This window comes from Streptomyces sp. NPDC052721 (assembly GCF_040678315.1).
Lineage (GTDB): Bacteria > Actinomycetota > Actinomycetes > Streptomycetales > Streptomycetaceae > Streptomyces.
Map to the genome: position 1 here is coordinate 1 of NZ_JBFATL010000049.1, position 17729 is coordinate 17729.

The 17729-nt window shown below is 73.3% G+C and carries 16 protein-coding genes and 1 tRNA gene; 9 read left to right on the forward strand and 8 right to left on the reverse strand.

The annotated features are described in order from the left end of the window. Positions 1-101: 101 nt before the first annotated feature. From AB0L21_RS33495 to AB0L21_RS33505, 3 genes are read right to left on the reverse strand one after another with little or no spacing between them, the layout of a single operon-like run. Entirely contained in the window at positions 102-1106 is a 1005-nt protein-coding gene (locus AB0L21_RS33495) for a Gfo/Idh/MocA family oxidoreductase (RefSeq protein ID WP_365702029.1), read from the reverse strand. A gap of 32 nt (positions 1107-1138) precedes the next feature. Next, positions 1139-1915, reverse strand: a complete 777-nt coding sequence (locus AB0L21_RS33500; protein WP_365788102.1) for an SDR family oxidoreductase — start codon at positions 1913-1915, stop codon at positions 1139-1141. Positions 1916-1923: 8 nt separating this feature from the next. After that, a complete protein-coding gene (locus AB0L21_RS33505) occupies positions 1924-3090 on the reverse strand; it encodes a phytanoyl-CoA dioxygenase family protein (RefSeq protein WP_365788103.1) in 1167 nt (388 codons plus the stop codon). A 156-nt stretch (positions 3091-3246) separates the two neighbouring features. On the opposite strand from AB0L21_RS33505, the gene AB0L21_RS33510 reads away from it, so the two are divergent. After that, on the forward strand, positions 3247-4278 hold the full coding sequence (locus AB0L21_RS33510; RefSeq protein WP_365702035.1) for a LacI family DNA-binding transcriptional regulator: 1032 nt from the start codon (positions 3247-3249) through the stop codon (positions 4276-4278). Here the strand turns inward: AB0L21_RS33510 and AB0L21_RS33515 are convergent. Then, on the reverse strand, positions 4259-5419 hold the full coding sequence (locus tag AB0L21_RS33515) for a Gfo/Idh/MocA family oxidoreductase (protein ID WP_365788104.1): 1161 nt from the start codon (positions 5417-5419) through the stop codon (positions 4259-4261). The genes AB0L21_RS33510 and AB0L21_RS33515 overlap by 20 nt on opposite strands. 127 nt (positions 5420-5546) lie before the next feature. Between AB0L21_RS33515 and AB0L21_RS33520 the strand changes: the two genes are divergently transcribed. Both AB0L21_RS33520 and AB0L21_RS33525 read left to right on the forward strand, forming a co-directional pair. Continuing rightward, positions 5547-6554, forward strand: a complete 1008-nt coding sequence (locus AB0L21_RS33520; RefSeq protein WP_365788105.1) for a LacI family DNA-binding transcriptional regulator — start codon at positions 5547-5549, stop codon at positions 6552-6554. 287 nt (positions 6555-6841) lie between these two features. Then, the gene (locus tag AB0L21_RS33525) at positions 6842-7357 is read left to right on the forward strand and encodes a hypothetical protein (protein WP_365702039.1); all 516 of its coding nucleotides are present in this window, start codon (positions 6842-6844) and stop codon (positions 7355-7357) included. A gap of 98 nt (positions 7358-7455) precedes the next feature. Here AB0L21_RS33525 and AB0L21_RS33530 read toward each other — a convergent pair whose 3' ends face one another. Beyond that, on the reverse strand, positions 7456-8034 hold the full coding sequence (locus AB0L21_RS33530) for a helix-turn-helix domain-containing protein (protein WP_365702041.1): 579 nt from the start codon (positions 8032-8034) through the stop codon (positions 7456-7458). Between the two features lie 243 nt (positions 8035-8277). Between AB0L21_RS33530 and AB0L21_RS33535 the strand changes: the two genes are divergently transcribed. From AB0L21_RS33535 to AB0L21_RS33560, 6 genes are all read left to right on the forward strand, one after another. Continuing rightward, on the forward strand, positions 8278-9708 hold the full coding sequence (locus tag AB0L21_RS33535; protein ID WP_365788106.1) for an MFS transporter: 1431 nt from the start codon (positions 8278-8280) through the stop codon (positions 9706-9708). Positions 9709-9753: 45 nt separating this feature from the next. Then, positions 9754-9827 (forward strand) — tRNA-Pro (locus tag AB0L21_RS33540). Between the two features lie 206 nt (positions 9828-10033). Next, the gene (locus tag AB0L21_RS33545; RefSeq protein WP_365788107.1) at positions 10034-10822 is read left to right on the forward strand and encodes a LytTR family DNA-binding domain-containing protein; all 789 of its coding nucleotides are present in this window, start codon (positions 10034-10036) and stop codon (positions 10820-10822) included. 184 nt (positions 10823-11006) lie between these two features. Further along, positions 11007-11300, forward strand: coding sequence for a hypothetical protein (locus tag AB0L21_RS33550; RefSeq protein ID WP_365788108.1), 294 nt, complete (start codon positions 11007-11009; stop codon positions 11298-11300). 49 nt (positions 11301-11349) lie between these two features. Beyond that, positions 11350-13104: a cation acetate symporter gene (locus tag AB0L21_RS33555; protein ID WP_365788109.1), complete on the forward strand. Its 1755-nt coding sequence runs from the start codon at positions 11350-11352 to the stop codon at positions 13102-13104. Between the two features lie 34 nt (positions 13105-13138). Beyond that, entirely contained in the window at positions 13139-14392 is a 1254-nt protein-coding gene (locus tag AB0L21_RS33560; RefSeq protein WP_365702051.1) for a histidine kinase, read from the forward strand. Here the strand turns inward: AB0L21_RS33560 and AB0L21_RS33565 are convergent. The 3 genes from AB0L21_RS33565 to AB0L21_RS33575 all read right to left on the reverse strand — a co-directional run bounded on the left by AB0L21_RS33565 (position 14372) and on the right by AB0L21_RS33575 (position 17722). Next, positions 14372-15802, reverse strand: coding sequence for an amino acid permease (locus AB0L21_RS33565; RefSeq protein WP_365702053.1), 1431 nt, complete (start codon positions 15800-15802; stop codon positions 14372-14374). The two genes, AB0L21_RS33560 and AB0L21_RS33565, sit on opposite strands and share 21 nt — an antisense overlap. A gap of 199 nt (positions 15803-16001) precedes the next feature. Further along, a complete protein-coding gene (locus tag AB0L21_RS33570) occupies positions 16002-16697 on the reverse strand; it encodes a GntR family transcriptional regulator (RefSeq protein ID WP_365702055.1) in 696 nt (231 codons plus the stop codon). 23 nt (positions 16698-16720) lie between these two features. Then, entirely contained in the window at positions 16721-17722 is a 1002-nt protein-coding gene (locus AB0L21_RS33575) for a proline racemase family protein (RefSeq protein ID WP_365702057.1), read from the reverse strand. Positions 17723-17729: the final 7 nt, after the last annotated feature.

Sequence of the window (17729 nt, forward strand, 5' to 3'; positions counted from 1 at the left end):
GCGCGGTACACCAACAACCCGGCCGTGGGGCTGAGCCGGTCCTGCGGCTGCCCGCCACGCCGACGGCGCCGGGCACCTGCCCGGCGCCGTCGGCGTGTCGGTCAGGCCCCCCGCACCTCCGCGAGCGTGACCGGCCGGTGCTCGTGCAGGGACAGCGTGCAGGCCTCGGCGATCCAGCCGGCCTCCAGGGCGTCCTCGACGGTGCACGGCGAGGTCCGGGTACCGGCCACGACCTCGGTGAACGCGGTCAGTTCGGCGCGGTAGGCGTCGGTGAAGCGGTCCATGAAGAAGTCGTGCGGGGTGCCGGCGGGGAAGGTGACACCGGGCTCGACCGAGCGCAGCGGCAGCTTGTCGTCCAGGCCGACGGCGATCGAGTCGGCGAAGCCGTGCAGTTCCATGCGCACGTCGTAACCCCGCTTGTTGTGCCGGGAGTTGGACACCACCGCGATCGTGCCGTCGTCCAGGGTCAGGATCGCGCCGGTGGTGTCGGCGTCGCCCGCCGCCTTGATGTAGTCGGCGCCCCGGTTGCCGCCCACCGCGTACACCTCGGTGACCTCACGGCCCGTCACCCAGCGGATGATGTCGAAGTCGTGCACGGAGCAGTCACGGAAGATCCCGCCGGACGCGGCGATGTACGCGGCCGGCGGCGGCGCGGGGTCGAGGGTCGTGGAGCGGACCGTGTGCAGCGTGCCCAGCTCACCGGCCCGTACGGCGGCCCGCGCGGCGACGAAGCCCGCGTCGAAGCGCCGGTTGTAGCCGATCTGGATCGGCACGCCGCTGTCCCGCACGGCCTTCAGCACCTCGACGCCCTCCGCCATGGTGCGGGCGACCGGCTTCTCGCAGAAGACCGGGACGCCGGCCTCGACTCCGGCCCGGATCAGCGCCGGATGGGCGTCCGTCGCCGCCGCGACGACGAGGCCGTCCACGCCGGCCGCCAGCAGGGCCTCCGGCGAGTCCGCGACCTGTGCCCCGAACCGCTCGGCGGCGGCCTTGGCCGCGTCCGCGAACGGGTCGGCGACGACGAGCGACTCGACGGCGTCCAGTCCGGAGAGGGTCTCGGCGTGGAAGGCGCCGATGCGGCCGAGGCCGAGGATTCCGATACGCATGCGGTAGTGCTCCTAGGGTTGGTGCTTCAGTTCTAGTCGAGGCCGCCGAGCACGTTCTGGTCCCAGTCGATCACCGACCCCGTGACCACCCCCGACCGCTCGGACAGCAGGAAGACCACGAAGTCCGCGATTTCGTCCGGCTGGCCGAGCTTGCCCATCGGCAGCCGGGCCGCGGCCTGCTCGCGCCAGTCGTCGCCGGCGCCGTGGAAGGCCCGCTGGGTGGCGTCCTCGCCCTCGGTCGCGGTCCAGCCGATGTTCAGGCCGTTGATCCGGATCCGGTCCCAGCGGTGGGCGTGCGCCGCGTTCCGGGTGAGGCCCGCCAGACCCGCCTTGGCGGCGACGTACGGCGCGAGGAACGGCTGCCCGCCGTGCGCCGACGAGGTGATGACGTTGACGATCGTGCCGGGGGCCTTGCGGGCCGTCATGTCGGCGACCGCAGCCTGCATCGCGAAGAACGGCCCCTTGAGGTTGACCGCGATGTGCGCGTCGAACAGCTCCGGTGTGGTGTCCAGCAGCGTGCCCCGCGAGGTCAGCCCGGCCGAGTTCACCAGGCAGTCGATCCGGCCGTACGCGTCCACGACCTCGGCGACCGACGCCCTGGCCTGCTCCGCGTCCGCCAGATCGGCCTGGACGTACAGCGCCTCGCACCCGGCCGCCGACAGCTCCGCCACCAGCGCCTCGCCCGGCTCCGGGCGCCGCCCGCTCACCGCCACGACGGCGCCCTCGCGGACGGCGGCCCGCGCGATGGCGGCCCCCACCCCCTGGCTGCCGCCGTTGACGAGAACGACCTTGTCGTCGAGAAGTCCCATGCCCTGCCTCAGCTCTCCCGGCGTTCCGCCGCCGCCCGCAGTTCCTCGCGCAGCCGCCCGGGCCCCCATGTCTCCCTCAGCGCCCGCCGCACCAGGTCCGCCTGCGCCGGCGGGGCCAGCCCGGCGACCGGCGGGTCGCTGTCCAGGTTGGTGGGGAAGGGGTAGCCCTCGGCGCTCGCGGCGATCACGTTGTCCAGCCACTCCTCGGACGCGCCCGCCTCCTTGCGCCGCACCAGCACCGGGAACACGGCGTTCGTCACCGCCTCGCGGTCCACGGTCTCCATCGCGCGGCCGAACGCGGACGAGATCTGCAGCAGGTTGGCCGTGCGCCGGACGTCCGCCGTCCGGTTGGCGCCGGCGGCGTGGAAGAGCGCCGGGTTGAAGAAGGCGGCGTCGCCCTTCGCGAGCGGGAGCCGCACGTGGTGCGCCGCGAAGTACTCCTGGAACTCCGGGAGCCGCCAGGCCAGGTAGCCCGGCTCGTAGAGCTGGGAGTACGGCAGGTAGAGCGTCGGTCCGGACTCCACCGGCATGGCGCAGTGGGCGACCGCGCCCTGGAGGGTGAGCAGGGGGGAGAGGCGGTGCACGTGCGCGGGATAGGCGGCGGCCACCGCGTTGCTCAGGAAGCCCAGATGGTAGTCCCGGTGCGCGGTCTGTCCGGCGCCGCCCGGGTTGACCACGTTGACCTGGGAGGTGACCTGGTAGCCGGGGCCCAGCCAGGCCGTGGCGAGCAGGGCCAGGACGTCGTTGGCGTAGTAGTCGGCGAACGCCTCCGCGTCGTACACGGCCGTCTTCTCCAGCGCGTTCCACACCCGGTCGTTGGCGCCCGGCGCGGCGAAGTGGTCGCCCGCCGTCGCCCCGGCGGCCCGCTGCTCGGCGATCAGCGCCTCGAACACCGCCGTGACCCGGTCGACGACGTCCGGCTCCGGGAAGGCACCCCGGACGACGACGATCCCGGGGCCCTCGGCGAGCGCCCGCACCAGCTCCGCCCCCAGCGCCGTCCGGTCGCCGGCCGTCCGCAGCCGCTCACCCTCGTACACGAGGACGTTCTCCACGACGGACGCGGCGTGCGGGTAGCCGGCCGGATCCGTGGTCCGCTCGACCAGGGCACGGAAGGCGCCGAGATCACAGTCCTGCTCGGACAGCCAGGCACGGCCCGGCACGGCGGCGACGGACATCGGTGTCCCTCTTTCGGTCACGGGAGCGCCGCGCTTTCGGTCACGGGAGTGGCCCGCTTTCGGTCACGCGAGCGGCGCGGCCCTGTCATTCTTGTCAGTACAAACCCCTCGAACAACCAGCACGCGACCATCAAAAACCCCTCAAGGAGCCGGTCCATGGGCCACCCGTTCCCGATCCGGGAGATCGCACGTCAGGCCGGTCTCAGCGAGGCCACCGTGGACCGGGTGCTGAACGGCAGGGGAGGGGTGCGGGAGAGCACCGCGCGGGAGGTGCACCGGGCCATCGCCGACCTCGACCGGCAGCGCACCCAGGTCCGGCTGATCGGCCGTACCTTCATGGTCGACATCGTGGCCCAGGCACCCGAGCGGTTCACCACCGCCGTACGCGCCGCCCTGGAGGCCGAACTGCCCGCGCTCCACCCGGCCGTCGTGCGCTCCCGCTTCCACTTCCGCGAGACCGGCCCGGTCCGGGAGCTGGTCGGCACGCTCGACCGGATCGCCCGGCGCGGCTCGCAGGGCGTGATCCTCAAGGCGCCGGACGTCCCCGAGGTCACCGCGGCCGTCGGCCGGCTGACCGCCGCCGGAGTCCCGGTCGTCACCCTCGTCACCGACCTGCCCGCGAGCGGACGCGTCGGCTACGTCGGCATCGACAACCGGGCGGCCGGCGCGACCGCCGCCTACCTGATGGGCCAGTGGCTCGGCGACCGGCCCGGCAACGTCCTCACCAGCCTCAGCAGCGGCTTCTTCCGCAACGAGGAGGAGCGCGAGATGGGCTTCCGCGGCGTCATGCGGGCCCGGCATCCGGAGCGGACGCTGGTGGAGATCGCCGAGGGCCAGGGCCTGGACGCCACGCAGTACGACCTGGTCCGCGCCGCCCTGGAACGCGACCCGGAGATCCGGGCGGTGTACTCCATCGGCGGCGGCAACAACGCCACTCTGCGGGCCTTCGCCGACCTGGGCCGCGAGTGCGCCGTGTTCGTGGCGCACGACCTGGACCACGACAACACCCGCCTGCTGCGCGAGCACCGCCTGTCCGCCGTGCTCCACCACGATCTGCGGCACGATCTGCGCGAGGCCTGCCACGAGGTGATGCGCTTCCACGGCGCGCTGCCGCCGGCCGGGCCGGTCCTGCCGTCCGCGATCCAGGTGGTCACGCCGTACAACATGCCTACGACCCCGGCAGGGTGACCCACGCCCCGCTCGCGGCCGACTCCGCCATCGCGTCCAGCACGGTCGCGCTGTGCACCGCGTCCGCGAGCGTGGTGCCGTACGGGGTGCCCTCGGCGATGGAGCGGACGAAGCGGTAGGCCTCGATCACCTTCAGGTCGTCGTAGCCCATCGCGTTGGCCGCGCCCGGCTGGAACGCGGCGAACTCGCCGGCGCCCGGACCGACGTACACCGTGCTCACCGGCTGGTCCTGGTACGTCGTACCCCGGCTCACCCTCAGTTCGTTCATCCGGCGGAAGTCCCAGAACACCGCGCCCCGGGTGCCGTGCACCTCGAAGCCGTAGTTGTTCTGCTCGCCGACCGAGACCCGGCAGGCCTCCAGGACGCCGCGGGCGCCGGAGGCGAAGCGGAGCAGGCAGCTGACGTAGTCCTCGTTCTCGACCGGGCCCGGTTCGCCGCCCGCGGCCAGGGCGTGACCGGCCGTCGCACCGCTCGGACGGGCGCGTTCCGGGACGAAGACCGCTGTGTCGGCGGTGAGCGAGGCGATGTCGCCGAGCAGGAAGCGGGCCAGGTCGGCGCCGTGCGAGGCCAGGTCGCCGAGCACCCCGCTGCCGCCGCGCTCCCGCTCGTAGCGCCAGGTCAGGGCGCCGTCCGGATGGGCCGCGTAATCGCTGAAGAGGCGGACGCGGACGTGGGTGACCGTGCCGATGTCGCCGGAGGCGATCAGTTCGCGGGCGGCCTCGACGGCCGGCGCGTTGCGGTAGTTGAAGCCGACCGTGCCCTGCACACCGGCCCCGGCGACGGCGTCGGCGACCGCGCGGGCGTCCCCGGCGGTCAGGCCCACCGGCTTCTCGATCCAGAGGTGCTTGCCGGCCTCGGCCATCGCCACGCCGATCTCCCGGTGCAGGAAGTTCGGCGCGGTGACGCTCACCGCCCGGACGCGCGGGTCGGCGGCCACCTCGCGCCAGTCCCGGGTCGCCGACGCGAACCCGAACCGCTCGGCGGCCTCCTCCGCCCGTCCCGGCACCTCCTCGGCGACCGTGACCAGCCGGGGCCGCAACGGCAGCCGGGGGTAGTGGTGCGGGAGGCGGGCGTACGCCTGGGTGTGCACCCGGCCCATCCAGCCGAACCCGATGACGGCGACACCGAGCGCGTCCACCATGACAGCCCCTCTCCCTCGGACCGGCTGTTGGACCGGTCCAGATTCGACCGGTGGCCACCTTTGTTCGGACATGACCAGCGTGTCAACCCTTTGACAGCGCGGCGCGCCGCGTGGAACGGTCCATCCCATGAGACCGCCGACGATCCGCGACGTGGCCGAACGGGCCGGCGTGTCGAAGTCGCTCGTCTCACTGGTGCTGCGCGGCACCGGCCCGGTGCGCCCCGAGAAGCGGGAGGCGGTCCTGCGGGCCGTACGCGAGCTGGGGTACCGGCCGAACGCGGCGGCCCGCAGCCTCAGCGAGCAGCGCACCCGCACCGTCGGTGTCCTCCTGGACGACCTGCGCAACCCCTGGTTCGTGGAACTGCTCGACGGGCTGAACTCCCTGCTGCACGCCGCCGGTCTGCACATGCTCCTCGCCGACGCCCGTCTCAACCGTCGGATGGGCCACGACCTGGCAGAGCCCTTCCTGGACCTGGGCGTCGACGGACTGGTGGTGGTCGGTACGGTCCCGGACGCGGGTGGCCTCGGCGTGCTCGCGCGGCGGATGCCGGTGGTCGTGGCGGGCGCCCGCGAGGCGCAGCCGCCGGGCGTGGACGTCGTCGCCGGGGACGACGAGCGGGGCGCCCGGCTCGTCACCGAGCATCTGCTCGGCCTCGGCCACCGCCGGATCGCGCACCTCGCGGGCCACGGCGCCGTCGGCGCGCTGCGCCGGCGTGGCTTCGAGACGGCGATGCGGGCGCACGGCGCCGAACCGCTCGTCGAGCCCGGCGACCTGACCGAGGAGGGCGGCTACCGCGGAACCGTCCGCCTGCTCGGCCGCCCCGAGCGGCCCACGGCGCTCCTCGCCGTCAACGACATGGCCGCGGTGGGCGCGCTGTCGGCGGCCGGCGAGCTGGGACTGCGGGTGCCCGGCGACCTGTCGGTGACCGGGTACGACAACACCAGCGTCTCCCGGCTGCGGCACCTCTGGCTGACCACCGTCGACACCGCCCCGCACGAGGTGGGCCGACGCGCAGCCCGCTGCCTGCTGGACCGCTTCGAGCGCCCGGGCAGCGAGGGGCGGGTGCGGCTGGCCGCGCCGACGCTGGAGATCCGGGGCACGACGGGGCCACCCGGGGACGGCCTCACGGGTTGATCGCGTAGGCCTCGCGCAGCGTCTCGCGCACGGCGCACGTCGTGCGGTCACCCGCGGAGCACCCGCCGTGTCGCCGGGCCCCACCGTCAGCGTCGGCCCCGTCCTCGACCTCGATGGTCGCCGAGCCGCCGATCACCGAGAACAGCAGAAGCGGCGCGTCATGCGGCCGACCCCGGTCGGCGCGCGAGCCGTGCCGCCGTGGACGGTGCGCGGGGCATCGGGTCGGACGGCACTTCGCCCGGAAGCGCCGGCTGGCGGGGGTGCGGGGCCCGGGTGATCGTGGGGACATGGCTGACTCCACGACGGCCGGCCAGGCGCCGCCCCGGCAGCACGACACGCGGGAGATCGTCCTGTTCGGCGGGGTGTACGGCGCCGTCCTCGCCAGCTCGATGGTCGCGGCGCTCACCCAGCACGGGCACACGTCGGCCGACGTCCGCGGCTACGACGCGGCATGGGTGCTGGTGACGGCGTGCGCCTCCGCCCTGGCCCACGGCTACGCCCACTACATCGCCGAGCGTACCCCGCACAGTCGGTGGGACGTCCTGCTCGCCATGCGCAACGAGTGGCCGCTGGTCACGGCCGTGCTGCCCACGGTCTTCCTGCTCGCGGGCGCGCGCTGGGGATGGTGGCCCGCGAAAGGCGTCGAGTACGCGGCGTTCGTCCTCAACATCGTGATCCTCTTCGGCATCGGCCTCGTCACCGCCCGCTGGTCGGCACGCCGCTGGCCGACCGCCGTCCTCATGGGGCTGGGGGACGCGTGCTTGGGGGTCGTGGTGGTGGTGGCGAACGCGGTCATCAAGTAGGGGGCGGACGGGGGGCGGGCAGTCAGCCGACCGCGTGGCCGGGGCGGACCGCGGACGGGCGTGGGCCGGATGGACGGGGAGTCCACGGACCGGCGCGGTCAGCGGCGGGTGCGGACTCCGTCCAGGGCGATGGCGAGGACCCGGTCGCGTTGGGTGTCGTCCTCGAACGCCGTCGCCATGATCCCGGCGACCATCCGCAGCAGATCGCCGAAGTCCATGTCCGCCCGGGCGACGCCGGCCCGCTGCGCGCGCTCCAGCAGGGGGCCGCCGGCCGCGTACATGGAGTCGCGGCACGACCGGAAGATGTCCGATTCGCCGTCGAGGGCCTCGCGGACGGCGCGCTTGGTGACCATGTACCCGGCGAACCGGTCCAGCCAGGCCGTCAACGCCTCCCACGGCTCCCGGTCCGCGAGGTCGACGGCGGCCCGGCACAGGGCGTTGACCTCGTCGGCGTAGACGCTCTCGAACAGGTCGCGGCGGGTCGGGAAGTTCCGGTACAGGGTGCCGATGCCGACGCCCGCGCGGCGGGCGATGTCCTCCAGGGAGGCGTCGGCGCCGTGCTCCGCGAACGCCTCGCGTGCGGCGCCGAGCAGGGCGTCGTAGTTGCGGGCGGCGTCCTTACGGTGCGGCCGGCGGGCCGCCACGATCTCGCTGACGGGGAACGGCGTGGCCGTCACTGCTGCCTCCCGGGGGGGAATCGACTGGAACCGGAGGTCCACCTCCGCTACAGTGGAGGTATGCCTCCACTTTAGCAGTGCGGGGTCGGCTCCGCCGTGGCCGGACGCGGCCCGCGGGGTCGGCTCCGGGCATCCCCGTGGCGCGGCCCGTACGACCGCGCCCCCCGGTACTCGACCCCACCGGTACCGACCCTCCACGTCCCTGTTCTCCCTCCGCTTCCCTGATTTCGGAGAGGCTTCTTCATGCCCCGCGCATCCACTCGCCTCACCTTCACGGTCCTCGCGACCGGTGCCGGCGTGTTCTCCATGCTCCAGTCGCTGATCGCGCCGGCCCTGCCGACCGTCCAGCACGCCCTGCACACCTCACAGTCCACCGCGACCTGGGTGATGACGGCCTATCTGCTGTCCGCCTCGGTCTTCACCCCGATCCTCGGCCGGGTCGGCGACCTCGTCGGCAAGAAGCGGACCCTCGTCGCCGTCCTGCTGGCCGTCCTCGCGGGCTGTCTCGTCGCCGCGCTGGCCCCGAACATCGGCGTGCTCATCATCGCCCGGGTCGTCCAGGGCGTCGGCGGCGCCCTGTTCCCGCTCTCCTTCGGCATCATCCGGGACGAGTTCGCCCCCGGCGACGTCAGCGGCAGCATCAGCAACCTCTCCGCCGTGATCGCCGCCGGCGGCGGGGTCGGCATCGTGGCCGCCGGCCCGATCGTGTCCGCGCTCGACTACCGCTGGCTGTTCTGGATCCCGGTGGCGATCGTCGCCGCGACGGTCCTGATCGCGCTGCGCTACGTCCCCGAGTCGCCCAAGCGGGCGAAGGGGAAGGTCAGTTGGAGCGGGGCCGTGCTGCTCTCCGGCTGGCTGGTGGCCCTGCTGCTGCCGCTGAGCCAGGCCGGACAGTGGGGCTGGGGCTCGGCGAAGGTGCTCGGTCTGTTCGCCGCCGCCGTCGTGCTCTTCGGCGTGTGGCTGACGACCGAAGCCCGCTCGCGCAGCCCGCTCATCGATCTGCGGGTGCTGCGGCTGCCCGCGGTGTGGACGACCAACACGGCCGCGTTGCTGTTCGGCGCCGGCATGTACTCCATCTGGTCCTTCCTGCCGGGCTTCGTCCAGACGCCGTCCGCGGCCGGTTACGGCTTCGGCGCCGGCGTCACCGCGTCCGGTCTGCTCATGCTGCCGATGCTGGTCGCGATGTTCCTCTCCGGCGTCCTGTCGGGCCGTCTGGAGCCCCGCGTCGGCGCGAAGGCGCTGCTCACCGCGGGTGCCGCGCTCGGCGCGCTGGCCTGCGGCTTCCTCACCCTGTGGCATGACGAGCAGTGGCAGGTGGCCGTCGTCTCGGGTCTGTTCGGCCTCGGCATCGGACTCGCCTTCGCCTCGATGGCCAACCTCATCGTGGGCAGCGTGCCGGCCGAGCAGACCGGCGCCGCGACCGGCATGAACGCCAACATCCGCACCATCGGCGGCTCGATCGGCGCCGCGCTCACCAGCGTCCTGGTCACCGGCCGGCTCCAGCCCTCGGGCCTGCCGTACGCCTCCGGCTACACCCACGGCTGGGCCCTGCTCGCCCTCCTCTGCCTGGCCGCGACCGGCGCCGCCCTCCTCGTCCCGGTCCACCGCACCGGCCGCCCGGCCGCCCCGGACACCGTACCGGGGCCGACACGGGCACCCGCCCAGGTGCGGTAGGGTTGACCTGCGTGATCACGCGGAACGCTCCGCGTGAGACCGCGGCGGGACGTGGCGCAGCTTGGTAGCGCACTTGACTGGGGGTCAAGGGGTCGCAGGTTCAAATCCTGTCGTCCCGACGGGAGCAATGCTTCGCAGTCGCAGGTCAAAGGGCCCTGCCTCACCACAGTGAGGTGGGGCCTTGATCATGTTCTGAGCTATCTGTACGTGCGGACCCCGGTCGTGGAGTGTTCCGTTGAACCCGTCGGTCCGCCTCCCCGTGCTCCTGCACGGGGACGCCGCACGCCCACGGCCCCCCGTCCGTCCGCTTCCCGGGGGAGTCGCCATGCTGAGGGTGCTGGCCGTCGACGACGAGGAACCGGCGCTCGCCGAACTGCTGTTCCTGCTGCGGGCCGATCCCCGGGTGCGGTCGGCGGAGGGCGTCCTCGCAGCGGCCGAGGCGCTGCGGCGGCTGGGCCCGCGAGGGGCGCAGGGTGCGGCGGACGTCGACGCGGTGTTCCTGGACATCCACATGGCGGGGCTCAGCGGCCTGGACCTCGCCCGGCTTCTCGCCGGTCGCGCCGAGCCGCCCCGGGTCGTCTTCGTCACCGCGCACCCGGAGCACGAGGAGCACGCCCTGCGGGCATCCGGGGTCCGGGCCGCCGACTGTCTGCTCAAGCCGGTGCGGCGCGAGCGCCTGGCCGAGGCGGTCCGGCGGGTCGCCGAGCTGGTCGCGGCCGACCGCGCCGCCCACCCGGGGCGCTCCGGGGCGTGGCCGCTCGCCGACCGGGTCCCGGTGGAGCGCGAGGGCGTCACACGGTTCCTGTCCGTCGCCGACATCACCCGTGCCGAGGCCCATGGCGACCATGCCCGGCTGTACACCCGCCAGGACAGCCACCTGGTGCGCATCCCGTTGTCCACGCTGGAGGAGTGCTGGCGGGCGAAGGGCTTCCTGCGGATCCACCGGCGCCATCTCGTCTCCCTCGCCCGCATCGACGAGCTACGGGTGGACGCGGGGCGGCTGACGGTCAGGATCGGCGCGTCGGTGCTGGTCGTGAGCCGCCGGTGCGCCCGTGAACTGCGGGATCTGCTGGTCGAGAAGGCCACGACGGACCCGTCCGGCAACGGTCGCTGACCGGAAGCTGTCGCATTGGTTCCCTGATGCGTACACTCCACTGCGACGTGTGATCATCGCGGTCGGAGGACGCGGCATGGGTGCACCTGGGACTCCTCGACGTGAAGTGGTCACGGGGACTCCGCGTGCGGCCCGCGCGGACCACGGAGGCCGGGGAAGCCGAGGTCGCGACCGCCCCGGTGCCGTGCGGGCGGGTGAGGACAGTCCGGCCGATGAGTCCCTCGCTCTTCGTACCCTGATACGTCGTCAACTGCGCCTCGGACTCCTCGCGTCCGGTCTGCTCGTCGTCCTGCTCGGGCCGCTGCCCCTCGTCTTCACGGCCCTGCGGGACACGGGGGCCCGGCCGGGCAGCGCCCTGATCGTCTGGGCCGTTCTCGGCGTCGCCGTCTACCCGGCGCTCGTCGTCATCGGCCGCTGGTACGTCGTACGCGCCGAACGCAACGAACGGGACACCGCGGACCTCGCCGAAAGGCCCTGACGGTGACCGACGCCCAGCGACACCGGCCCGGCCGCGCGGGGGCCGCCGGGTGAACCAGACGTACGGCATCGTGGCCGTGTCGGCGGCGGTCGTCGCGACCCTGGTGATCGGCTCGACGGGGCTGCGCATCTCCCGCACCACCTCCGACTTCTACGTCGCCTCCCGTACCGTTCCGCCGTACCTCAACGCCATGGCCATCAGCGGCGAGTACCTGTCGGCGGCCTCCTTCCTCGGCATCGCCGGACTCGTCGCCGCCGAGGGCGTCGAGATGCTCTGGTTCCCCGTCGGCTACGCCGCCGGCTATCTCGTGCTGCTCGTGTTCGTCGCCGCCCCGCTGCGCCGCTCCGGGGCGTACACCCTGCCCGACTTCGCCGACGCGCGGCTGGAGTCGAGGGCCGCTAGGCGCGTCGCGAGCGTGCTCGTCGTCGGCGTCGGCTGGCTCTACCTGCTGCCCCAGCTCCAGGGCGCGGGCCTCACCCTGGGCCTGGTCACCGGCGCACCGCGCTGGCTCGGCGGTGTGCTCGTCGCCGTCGTCGTCACCCTGGCCGTGGCCGCCGGCGGCATGCGCAGCATCACCTTCGTCCAGGCCTTCCAGTACTGCCTGAAACTGACCGCGCTGCTCGTGCCGGCGATCTTCCTGGTGCTCGCCTGGCACGGCGACCCGCGCCCCGCCGGCGCCCTGGACGAGCCGCCGACCTTCCGCCGGCACACCCAGGTCACCGTCGAGACCACCGTCCGCATCAGGGTCGAGGCGCCGCTGCGGGCCGTCGTGACCGGCGGCGTGGACGGACAGGGCTACGACAACGGCCCTCTGCTGCTGGACCCCGGGGTGCACGAGGTCCACGCCGGGACGACCCTGCGGTTCCCGCCGAATTCCCCGGTGCCCGAGCGGGAGGCCGACGACGGACGGCGCACCGGAGCGTCCAGCTGGGCGGCGCCCCTGTCGGGCGGCAAGGACGATCACCCGCTGTACACGACGTACGGGCTGATCTTCGCGACCTTCCTCGGCACCATGGGACTGCCCCACGTCCTCGTGCGCTTCTACACCAACCCGGACGGCCGCGCCGCCCGGCGCACCACCGTGATCGTGCTCGCCCTGGTCGGCGGTTTCTATCTGCTCCCGCCCCTCTACGGCCTGCTCGGCCGGATCTACGCCCCCGACCTGCTGCTCACCGGCACCACGGACGCCGCCGTGCTCGTCCTGCCGGAACGGCTCGTCGGCGGCCCGGGCGGCGAGCTGCTCGGCGCGCTGATCGCCGCCGGCGCCTGTGCCGCCTTCCTGTCCACCGCCTCCGGGCTCACGCTGTCCGTCGCGGGCGTGCTCAGCCAGGACGTGCTGCCCTCGCTCGGCGTCCGCCACTTCCGGCTGGCGACGCTCCTCGCGGTCGCCGTACCGGTCACGGTGAGCGTGGCCGCCGGCAACCTCCCCGTCGCCAACGCGGTGGGCCTCGCCTTCGCGGTGGCCGCCTCCTCCTTCTGCCCGCTGCTGGTGCTCGGCATCTGGTGGCGCGGACTGACCGCGCCCGGCGCCATCGCGGGGCTGCTCACCGGCGGCGGCAGCGCCCTCGTCGCGGTCGCCCTGACCATCGCCGGGCCCCTGACCGACGGCTGGGCGCACACTCTGCTCGCCTGGCCGGCCGTGTGGTCCGTACCGCTCGGCTTCCTGACCATGATCCTGGTCTCCCTGGCCACCCGGGACCGGATCCCGGCCGGCACCGAGGCCGCCATGGCCCGCCTCCACCTGCCCGAACGCCCCGCCGGCCAGGGCGCGCCCACCACCCGCCGAGGAGTGACCACCCCATGACGAGCCACCGGGCCGCGGCCGACAGGGCCCGCGCATGAACGAGTTCGCCCTCCTCGCCGCCGGAGCCCCGCTGTTGTTCGCCGGGGGCCTCGCCGCCGGACGCCTGCTGGCCCGCCGCGCCGCCGAGGGCGGGACGGACCCCGGTACCCCCGTGGAACGCGCCACCTTCCACACCCTGCACACCGCGTCCCTGGCCGCGCCCCCGCTGCGCGCCGGCCTCACCGAGGACGCGGCCCGCAAGGCGGTACGACGGCTCCGGCCGCTGTTCGGCACGGCCGCGCTCGGCCTCACCGACCGGGACCGGCCGCTGGCCTGGGACGGGCCGGGCCGGCACCACGAGGACACCGTCCTGGACCGGGTCCGTCAGGTGCGGGACACCGGCCGCGCCCAGACCTTCGCCGTCGGCTGCCCGGACCCGGGCTGTCCCGTGCGCTGGGGCGCCGCGGTGCCGCTCACCGTCGACCAGCGGGTGCTCGGAGCCCTCGTCGTGCTCGGCGTCCGGGAGTCGGCGTCCCTCCTCCGGGCCGCCGAGGAGGTGGCGCGCTGGGTGTCCGTCCAGCTCGAACTCGCCGAGCTCGACCGGGCCCGCACGGGACTGATCGAGGCGGAGATCCGGGCGCTGCGCGCGCAGATCTCCCCGCACTTCATCTACAACTCCCTCGCGGCGATCGCCTCGTTCGTCCGTACCGACCCCGAGCGGGCCCGCGAACTCCTCCTGGAATTCGCCGACTTCACCCGCTATTCCTTCCGCCGGCACGGTGAGTTCACCACCCTGGCCGAGGAGTTGCGCTCCATCGAGCAGTTCCTGGAGCTGGTCCGCGCCCGGTTCGGACAGCGGCTGCGCGTGACCCTGCAGATCGCCCCCGAGGTGCTGCCCGTGGCGGTGCCCTTCCTGTGCCTTCAGCCGCTGGTGGAGAACGCGGTCAAGCACGGGCTGGAGGAAAGCGTCGAGCGCAGCCGGATCAGCATCACGGCGCTGGACGAGGGGGCGCTGGCCCGTATCGTCATCGAGGACAACGGAGTCGGCATGGAGCCCGGCCGGCTGCGCCGGATCCTGCGCGGTGAGGGCAGCCCCTCGACGGGCATCGGGCTGCGCAATGTGGACGAGCGGCTGCGGCAGGTCTACGGCGACGACCACGGGCTGGTGATCGAGACCGGCGTCGGAGCCGGCATGAAGATCACGATCCGCATCCCCAAGTACCGGCCCGGAGTGCACAGCACGCCCCCGAGGGCGGCATCCGGTACGCGACAGGGGAATGCCGGTGTTTCACCGCACCTCGATCGGTGACGTCTGCTTGCGCCGGCGCCGGGCCGCCATCACCGCGTAGACGATGATCCCGACGAACAGGAACAGCACGCCCTGGTAGACCGCCGCGTAGCCGGCGCCCGCCATCAGCCAGACCGAGAAGGCGGCGGCCACCGCGGTGACCACGGAGTCCCGCACCAGCCGGGCCCGGTCGACCGCCTCGGCACCGCCGGACACGAGGTGGAAGATCTGCGCGGCGGTGGCCAGGAGGTACGGCACGGTCGCGGTGAACGTGGTGACCAGGACCAGGACCTCGAAGACCTTCCCCGAACCCGACAGGTAGTTGTAGACGGTGAGCAGCGAGGCGAGGACGACCGTCACGCCCACACCGACCGTGGGCACGCCCCGCCGCCGGCGCGCGAAGGCGCTCGGGAACAGCCCGTCGCGAGCCGCCGCGTACGGCGTCTGTGCGCTCAGCAGGGTCCAGCCGTTGAGGCAGCCGGTCATCGACACGAGGGCGGCGAGCGCCACGGCCGTACCGCCCCAGCTGCCGCCGAACATCGTGTTCACGGCGTCCGAGAACGGCGCGGTGGAGGTCACCAGACGGTCGTGCGCGACCGTGCCGAACACCGAGAGCGTGCCCAGCAGGTACACCAGCGCGGCGCCCGCGGTGCCGATCACGGTGGCGCGCCCCACGTTGCGGCGGGCGTTCCTGACCTCGCCCGCGCTGACGGCGGCGGACTCCACTCCGAGGTAGGAGAAGAGCAGCAGGGCGGCGGAGGCGGACACCGCGCCGATCGCGCCGTGACCGCTCGCGTTGAACGGCCCGAGCCGGTCCGGGTCGAAGAAGAACAGCCCGCCGACCGCGACGAGCAGCAGCGGCACGAACTTCAGCACCGTGGACACCAGCTGCACGGCACCCACGTACCGGGTGCCGGCGAAGTTGGCGAGGGCGGGCAGCCACTGGAGGACCAGCGCGGCCAGGCAGGCGGTCCAGCGGTGCTGGTTCACCGGGATCAGCACGTCGAGGTATCCGACGGCGGCCACGGCGAGCGCGGCGTTCGACACCCAGGTGGTGATCCAGTACGACCAGGCCGCGAGGAATCCCGCGAAGTCGCCGAACGCCTCGCGGGCGTAGACGTAGGGGCCGCCGGTGCGCGGGTCGCGCGCGGCGAGCCGGCCGAAGACCAGGGCCAGCGCGATGGCGCCGACGGTCAGCACCCCGAAGGCGACCAGGCTGACCGTGCCGTAGGGGGCGACGGAGGCGGGGAGCAGGAAGATGCCGCCGCCGATGATGTTGCCCATGACCAGCGCGGTGGCGACGGGCAGGCCGAACCGGCGGGCATGCCTGCCGGTGTCGCCGTGCGGGTCCTCGACGGGAACCGTGGGGGTCTCCGCGGGGATCTCCGCGGGGGCCGGAGCCGACTGCGGGACGGTTCCGGTGTTGTGCATGGGTGGTGCGCCTCTCATGGAACTGACGTTCCCGGGATCACCGGGACGCGTCCCATGGTCGGGGATGTGCCGATGTGGCTCAAAATCGCCGCTTTTTGTTCCGTGCGGGCCGCCTGGGTATGAAAAAAGCGTCGTCGTGAGGTCGTCGCGCCGCGAGATGTCCGGCCCTCTCCGCGGGGTCGGTCCGGCGCGGACCTGGTCACTCCGTCGCCGCCCACAGGCTGCGGACGTGCCCCAGATGCCGGGTCATGATCGTGTGTACGGCCTTCTCGTCGCGTTCCAGCAGCGCGTCCAGCAGCTCCAGGTGCTCCTCGGCGGAGGCGAGCAGCCGGCCCGCCTCCACCAGCGCGGTCAGGCCGTACAGACGGGAGCGTTTGCGCAGGTCGGCGACGACCTCGACCAGGTGCGCGTTGCCCGCCAGGGCGAGCAGCCCGAGGTGGAAGCGGGTGTCGGCCTCGACGTAGGCGATCAGGTCGCCCGCCACCGCGGCGGTGACGATCTCCCGGGCCGCCGGACGCAGCGCCTCCAGGGAGACGCGGTCGGCCGTGCGGGCCAGGTCCACCACGGTGGGGATCTCGATGAGCGCCCGGATGTGCGTGTACTCGTCCAGCTGTCTGTCGGAGACGGCGGTGACCCGGAAGCCCTTGTTGGGCACGGTGTCGACCAGCCCCTCCTTGGCCAGGTCCAGCATGGCCTCCCGCACCGGCGTCGCCGAGACGCCGAAGCGGGCGGCCAGCGAGGGCGCCGAGTACACCTCGCCCGGCCGCAGTTCGCCCGCGATCAGCGCGGCACGCAGGGCGTCCGCGACCCGCTCGCGGTAGCTGCTCCGCCGGCCGCCGAGCCGGGGGAGTGCGGGCATCTGAGCGCCCGGGGTGTTCTGTGCCATGTCACGCATCACCGGGGTGAGTCTAGAGGACGCTAGAGGACGAACCCTTCCGGGAACGGATCGGTCGGGTCCAGCAGGTACTGCGCGGTCCCCGTGATCCACGCGCGGCCGGTGAAGCTCGGCAGCACCGCCGGCACCCCGCCGGCCTCCGCCGTCCCCAGCAGCCGGCCGGTGAAGCGGGTGCCGATGAACGACTCGTTCACGAACTCGGTGTGCAGCGGGAGTTCACCGCGCGCGTGCAGTTGCGCCATGCGCGCGCTGGTCCCCGTGCCGCACGGGGAGCGGTCGAACCAGCCGGGGTGGATGACCATGGCGTGCCGGGAGTGCCGGGCCGTGGCGCCGGGTGCGTAGAGGTGGACGTGGTGACAGCCCCGGATCGAGGGGTCCTCCGGATGCACCGGCTCCGCCTGCGCGTTGATCGCGTCCATCAGGGACAGGCCGGCCGCAAGGATGTCGTCCTTGCGGGCGCGGTCGAAGGGCAGCCCGAAGGCGTCGAGCGGCAGGATCGCGTAGAAGTTGCCGCCGTAGGCCAGGTCGTAGGTGACGGTACGGCCGTCCGGCAAGGTGATCTCGCGGTCCAGGGCGGCGGCGAACGACGGCACGTTCCTCAGTGTCACGTTCCGCGCGGCGCCGTCCTCCACCGCGACCTCGGCGACCACGACCCCCGCCGGGGTGTCGAGCCGGATCGTGGTCACCGGTTCCGTGACCTCCACCATGCCGGTCTCGACCAGCACGGTCGCCACGCCGATCGTGCCGTGCCCGCACATCGGCAGATAGCCGGAGACCTCGATGTAGACCACGCCCCAGTCGCAGTCCGGGCGGGTCGGCGGCTGCAGGATCGCGCCGCTCATCGCGGCGTGCCCGCGCGGCTCGTTCATCAGCAGCTGTTTGACGTCGTCGCGGTGTTCGCGGAACCACAGCCGCCGTTCGTTCATGGTCGCCCCCGGGATGGTGCCGATCCCGCCGGTGATCACGCGGGTCGGCATGCCCTCGGTGTGCGAGTCCACGGCGTGCAGGACGAGCTTGCTGCGCATGGTCCGG

What these genes read in the sequence shown, in the direction of transcription:
- AB0L21_RS33495 (WP_365702029.1), bottom strand. Translation starts at nt 1,106, where the DNA reads ATGCGTATCGGAATCCTCGGCCTCGGCCGCATCGGCGCCTTCCACGCC.
- AB0L21_RS33500 (WP_365788102.1), bottom strand. Translation starts at nt 1,915, where the DNA reads ATGGGACTTCTCGACGACAAGGTCGTTCTCGTCAACGGCGGCAGCCAG.
- AB0L21_RS33505 (WP_365788103.1), bottom strand. Translation starts at nt 3,090, where the DNA reads ATGTCCGTCGCCGCCGTGCCGGGCCGTGCCTGGCTGTCCGAGCAGGAC.
- AB0L21_RS33510 (WP_365702035.1), top strand. Translation starts at nt 3,247, where the DNA reads ATGGGCCACCCGTTCCCGATCCGGGAGATCGCACGTCAGGCCGGTCTC.
- AB0L21_RS33515 (WP_365788104.1), bottom strand. Translation starts at nt 5,419, where the DNA reads ATGGTGGACGCGCTCGGTGTCGCCGTCATCGGGTTCGGCTGGATGGGC.
- AB0L21_RS33520 (WP_365788105.1), top strand. Translation starts at nt 5,547, where the DNA reads ATGAGACCGCCGACGATCCGCGACGTGGCCGAACGGGCCGGCGTGTCG.
- AB0L21_RS33525 (WP_365702039.1), top strand. Translation starts at nt 6,842, where the DNA reads ATGGCTGACTCCACGACGGCCGGCCAGGCGCCGCCCCGGCAGCACGAC.
- AB0L21_RS33535 (WP_365788106.1), top strand. Translation starts at nt 8,278, where the DNA reads ATGCCCCGCGCATCCACTCGCCTCACCTTCACGGTCCTCGCGACCGGT.
- AB0L21_RS33545 (WP_365788107.1), top strand. Translation starts at nt 10,034, where the DNA reads ATGCTGAGGGTGCTGGCCGTCGACGACGAGGAACCGGCGCTCGCCGAA.
- AB0L21_RS33560 (WP_365702051.1), top strand. Translation starts at nt 13,139, where the DNA reads ATGAACGAGTTCGCCCTCCTCGCCGCCGGAGCCCCGCTGTTGTTCGCC.
- AB0L21_RS33565 (WP_365702053.1), bottom strand. Translation starts at nt 15,802, where the DNA reads ATGCACAACACCGGAACCGTCCCGCAGTCGGCTCCGGCCCCCGCGGAG.
- AB0L21_RS33570 (WP_365702055.1), bottom strand. Translation starts at nt 16,697, where the DNA reads ATGCGTGACATGGCACAGAACACCCCGGGCGCTCAGATGCCCGCACTC.
- AB0L21_RS33575 (WP_365702057.1), bottom strand. Translation starts at nt 17,722, where the DNA reads ATGCGCAGCAAGCTCGTCCTGCACGCCGTGGACTCGCACACCGAGGGC.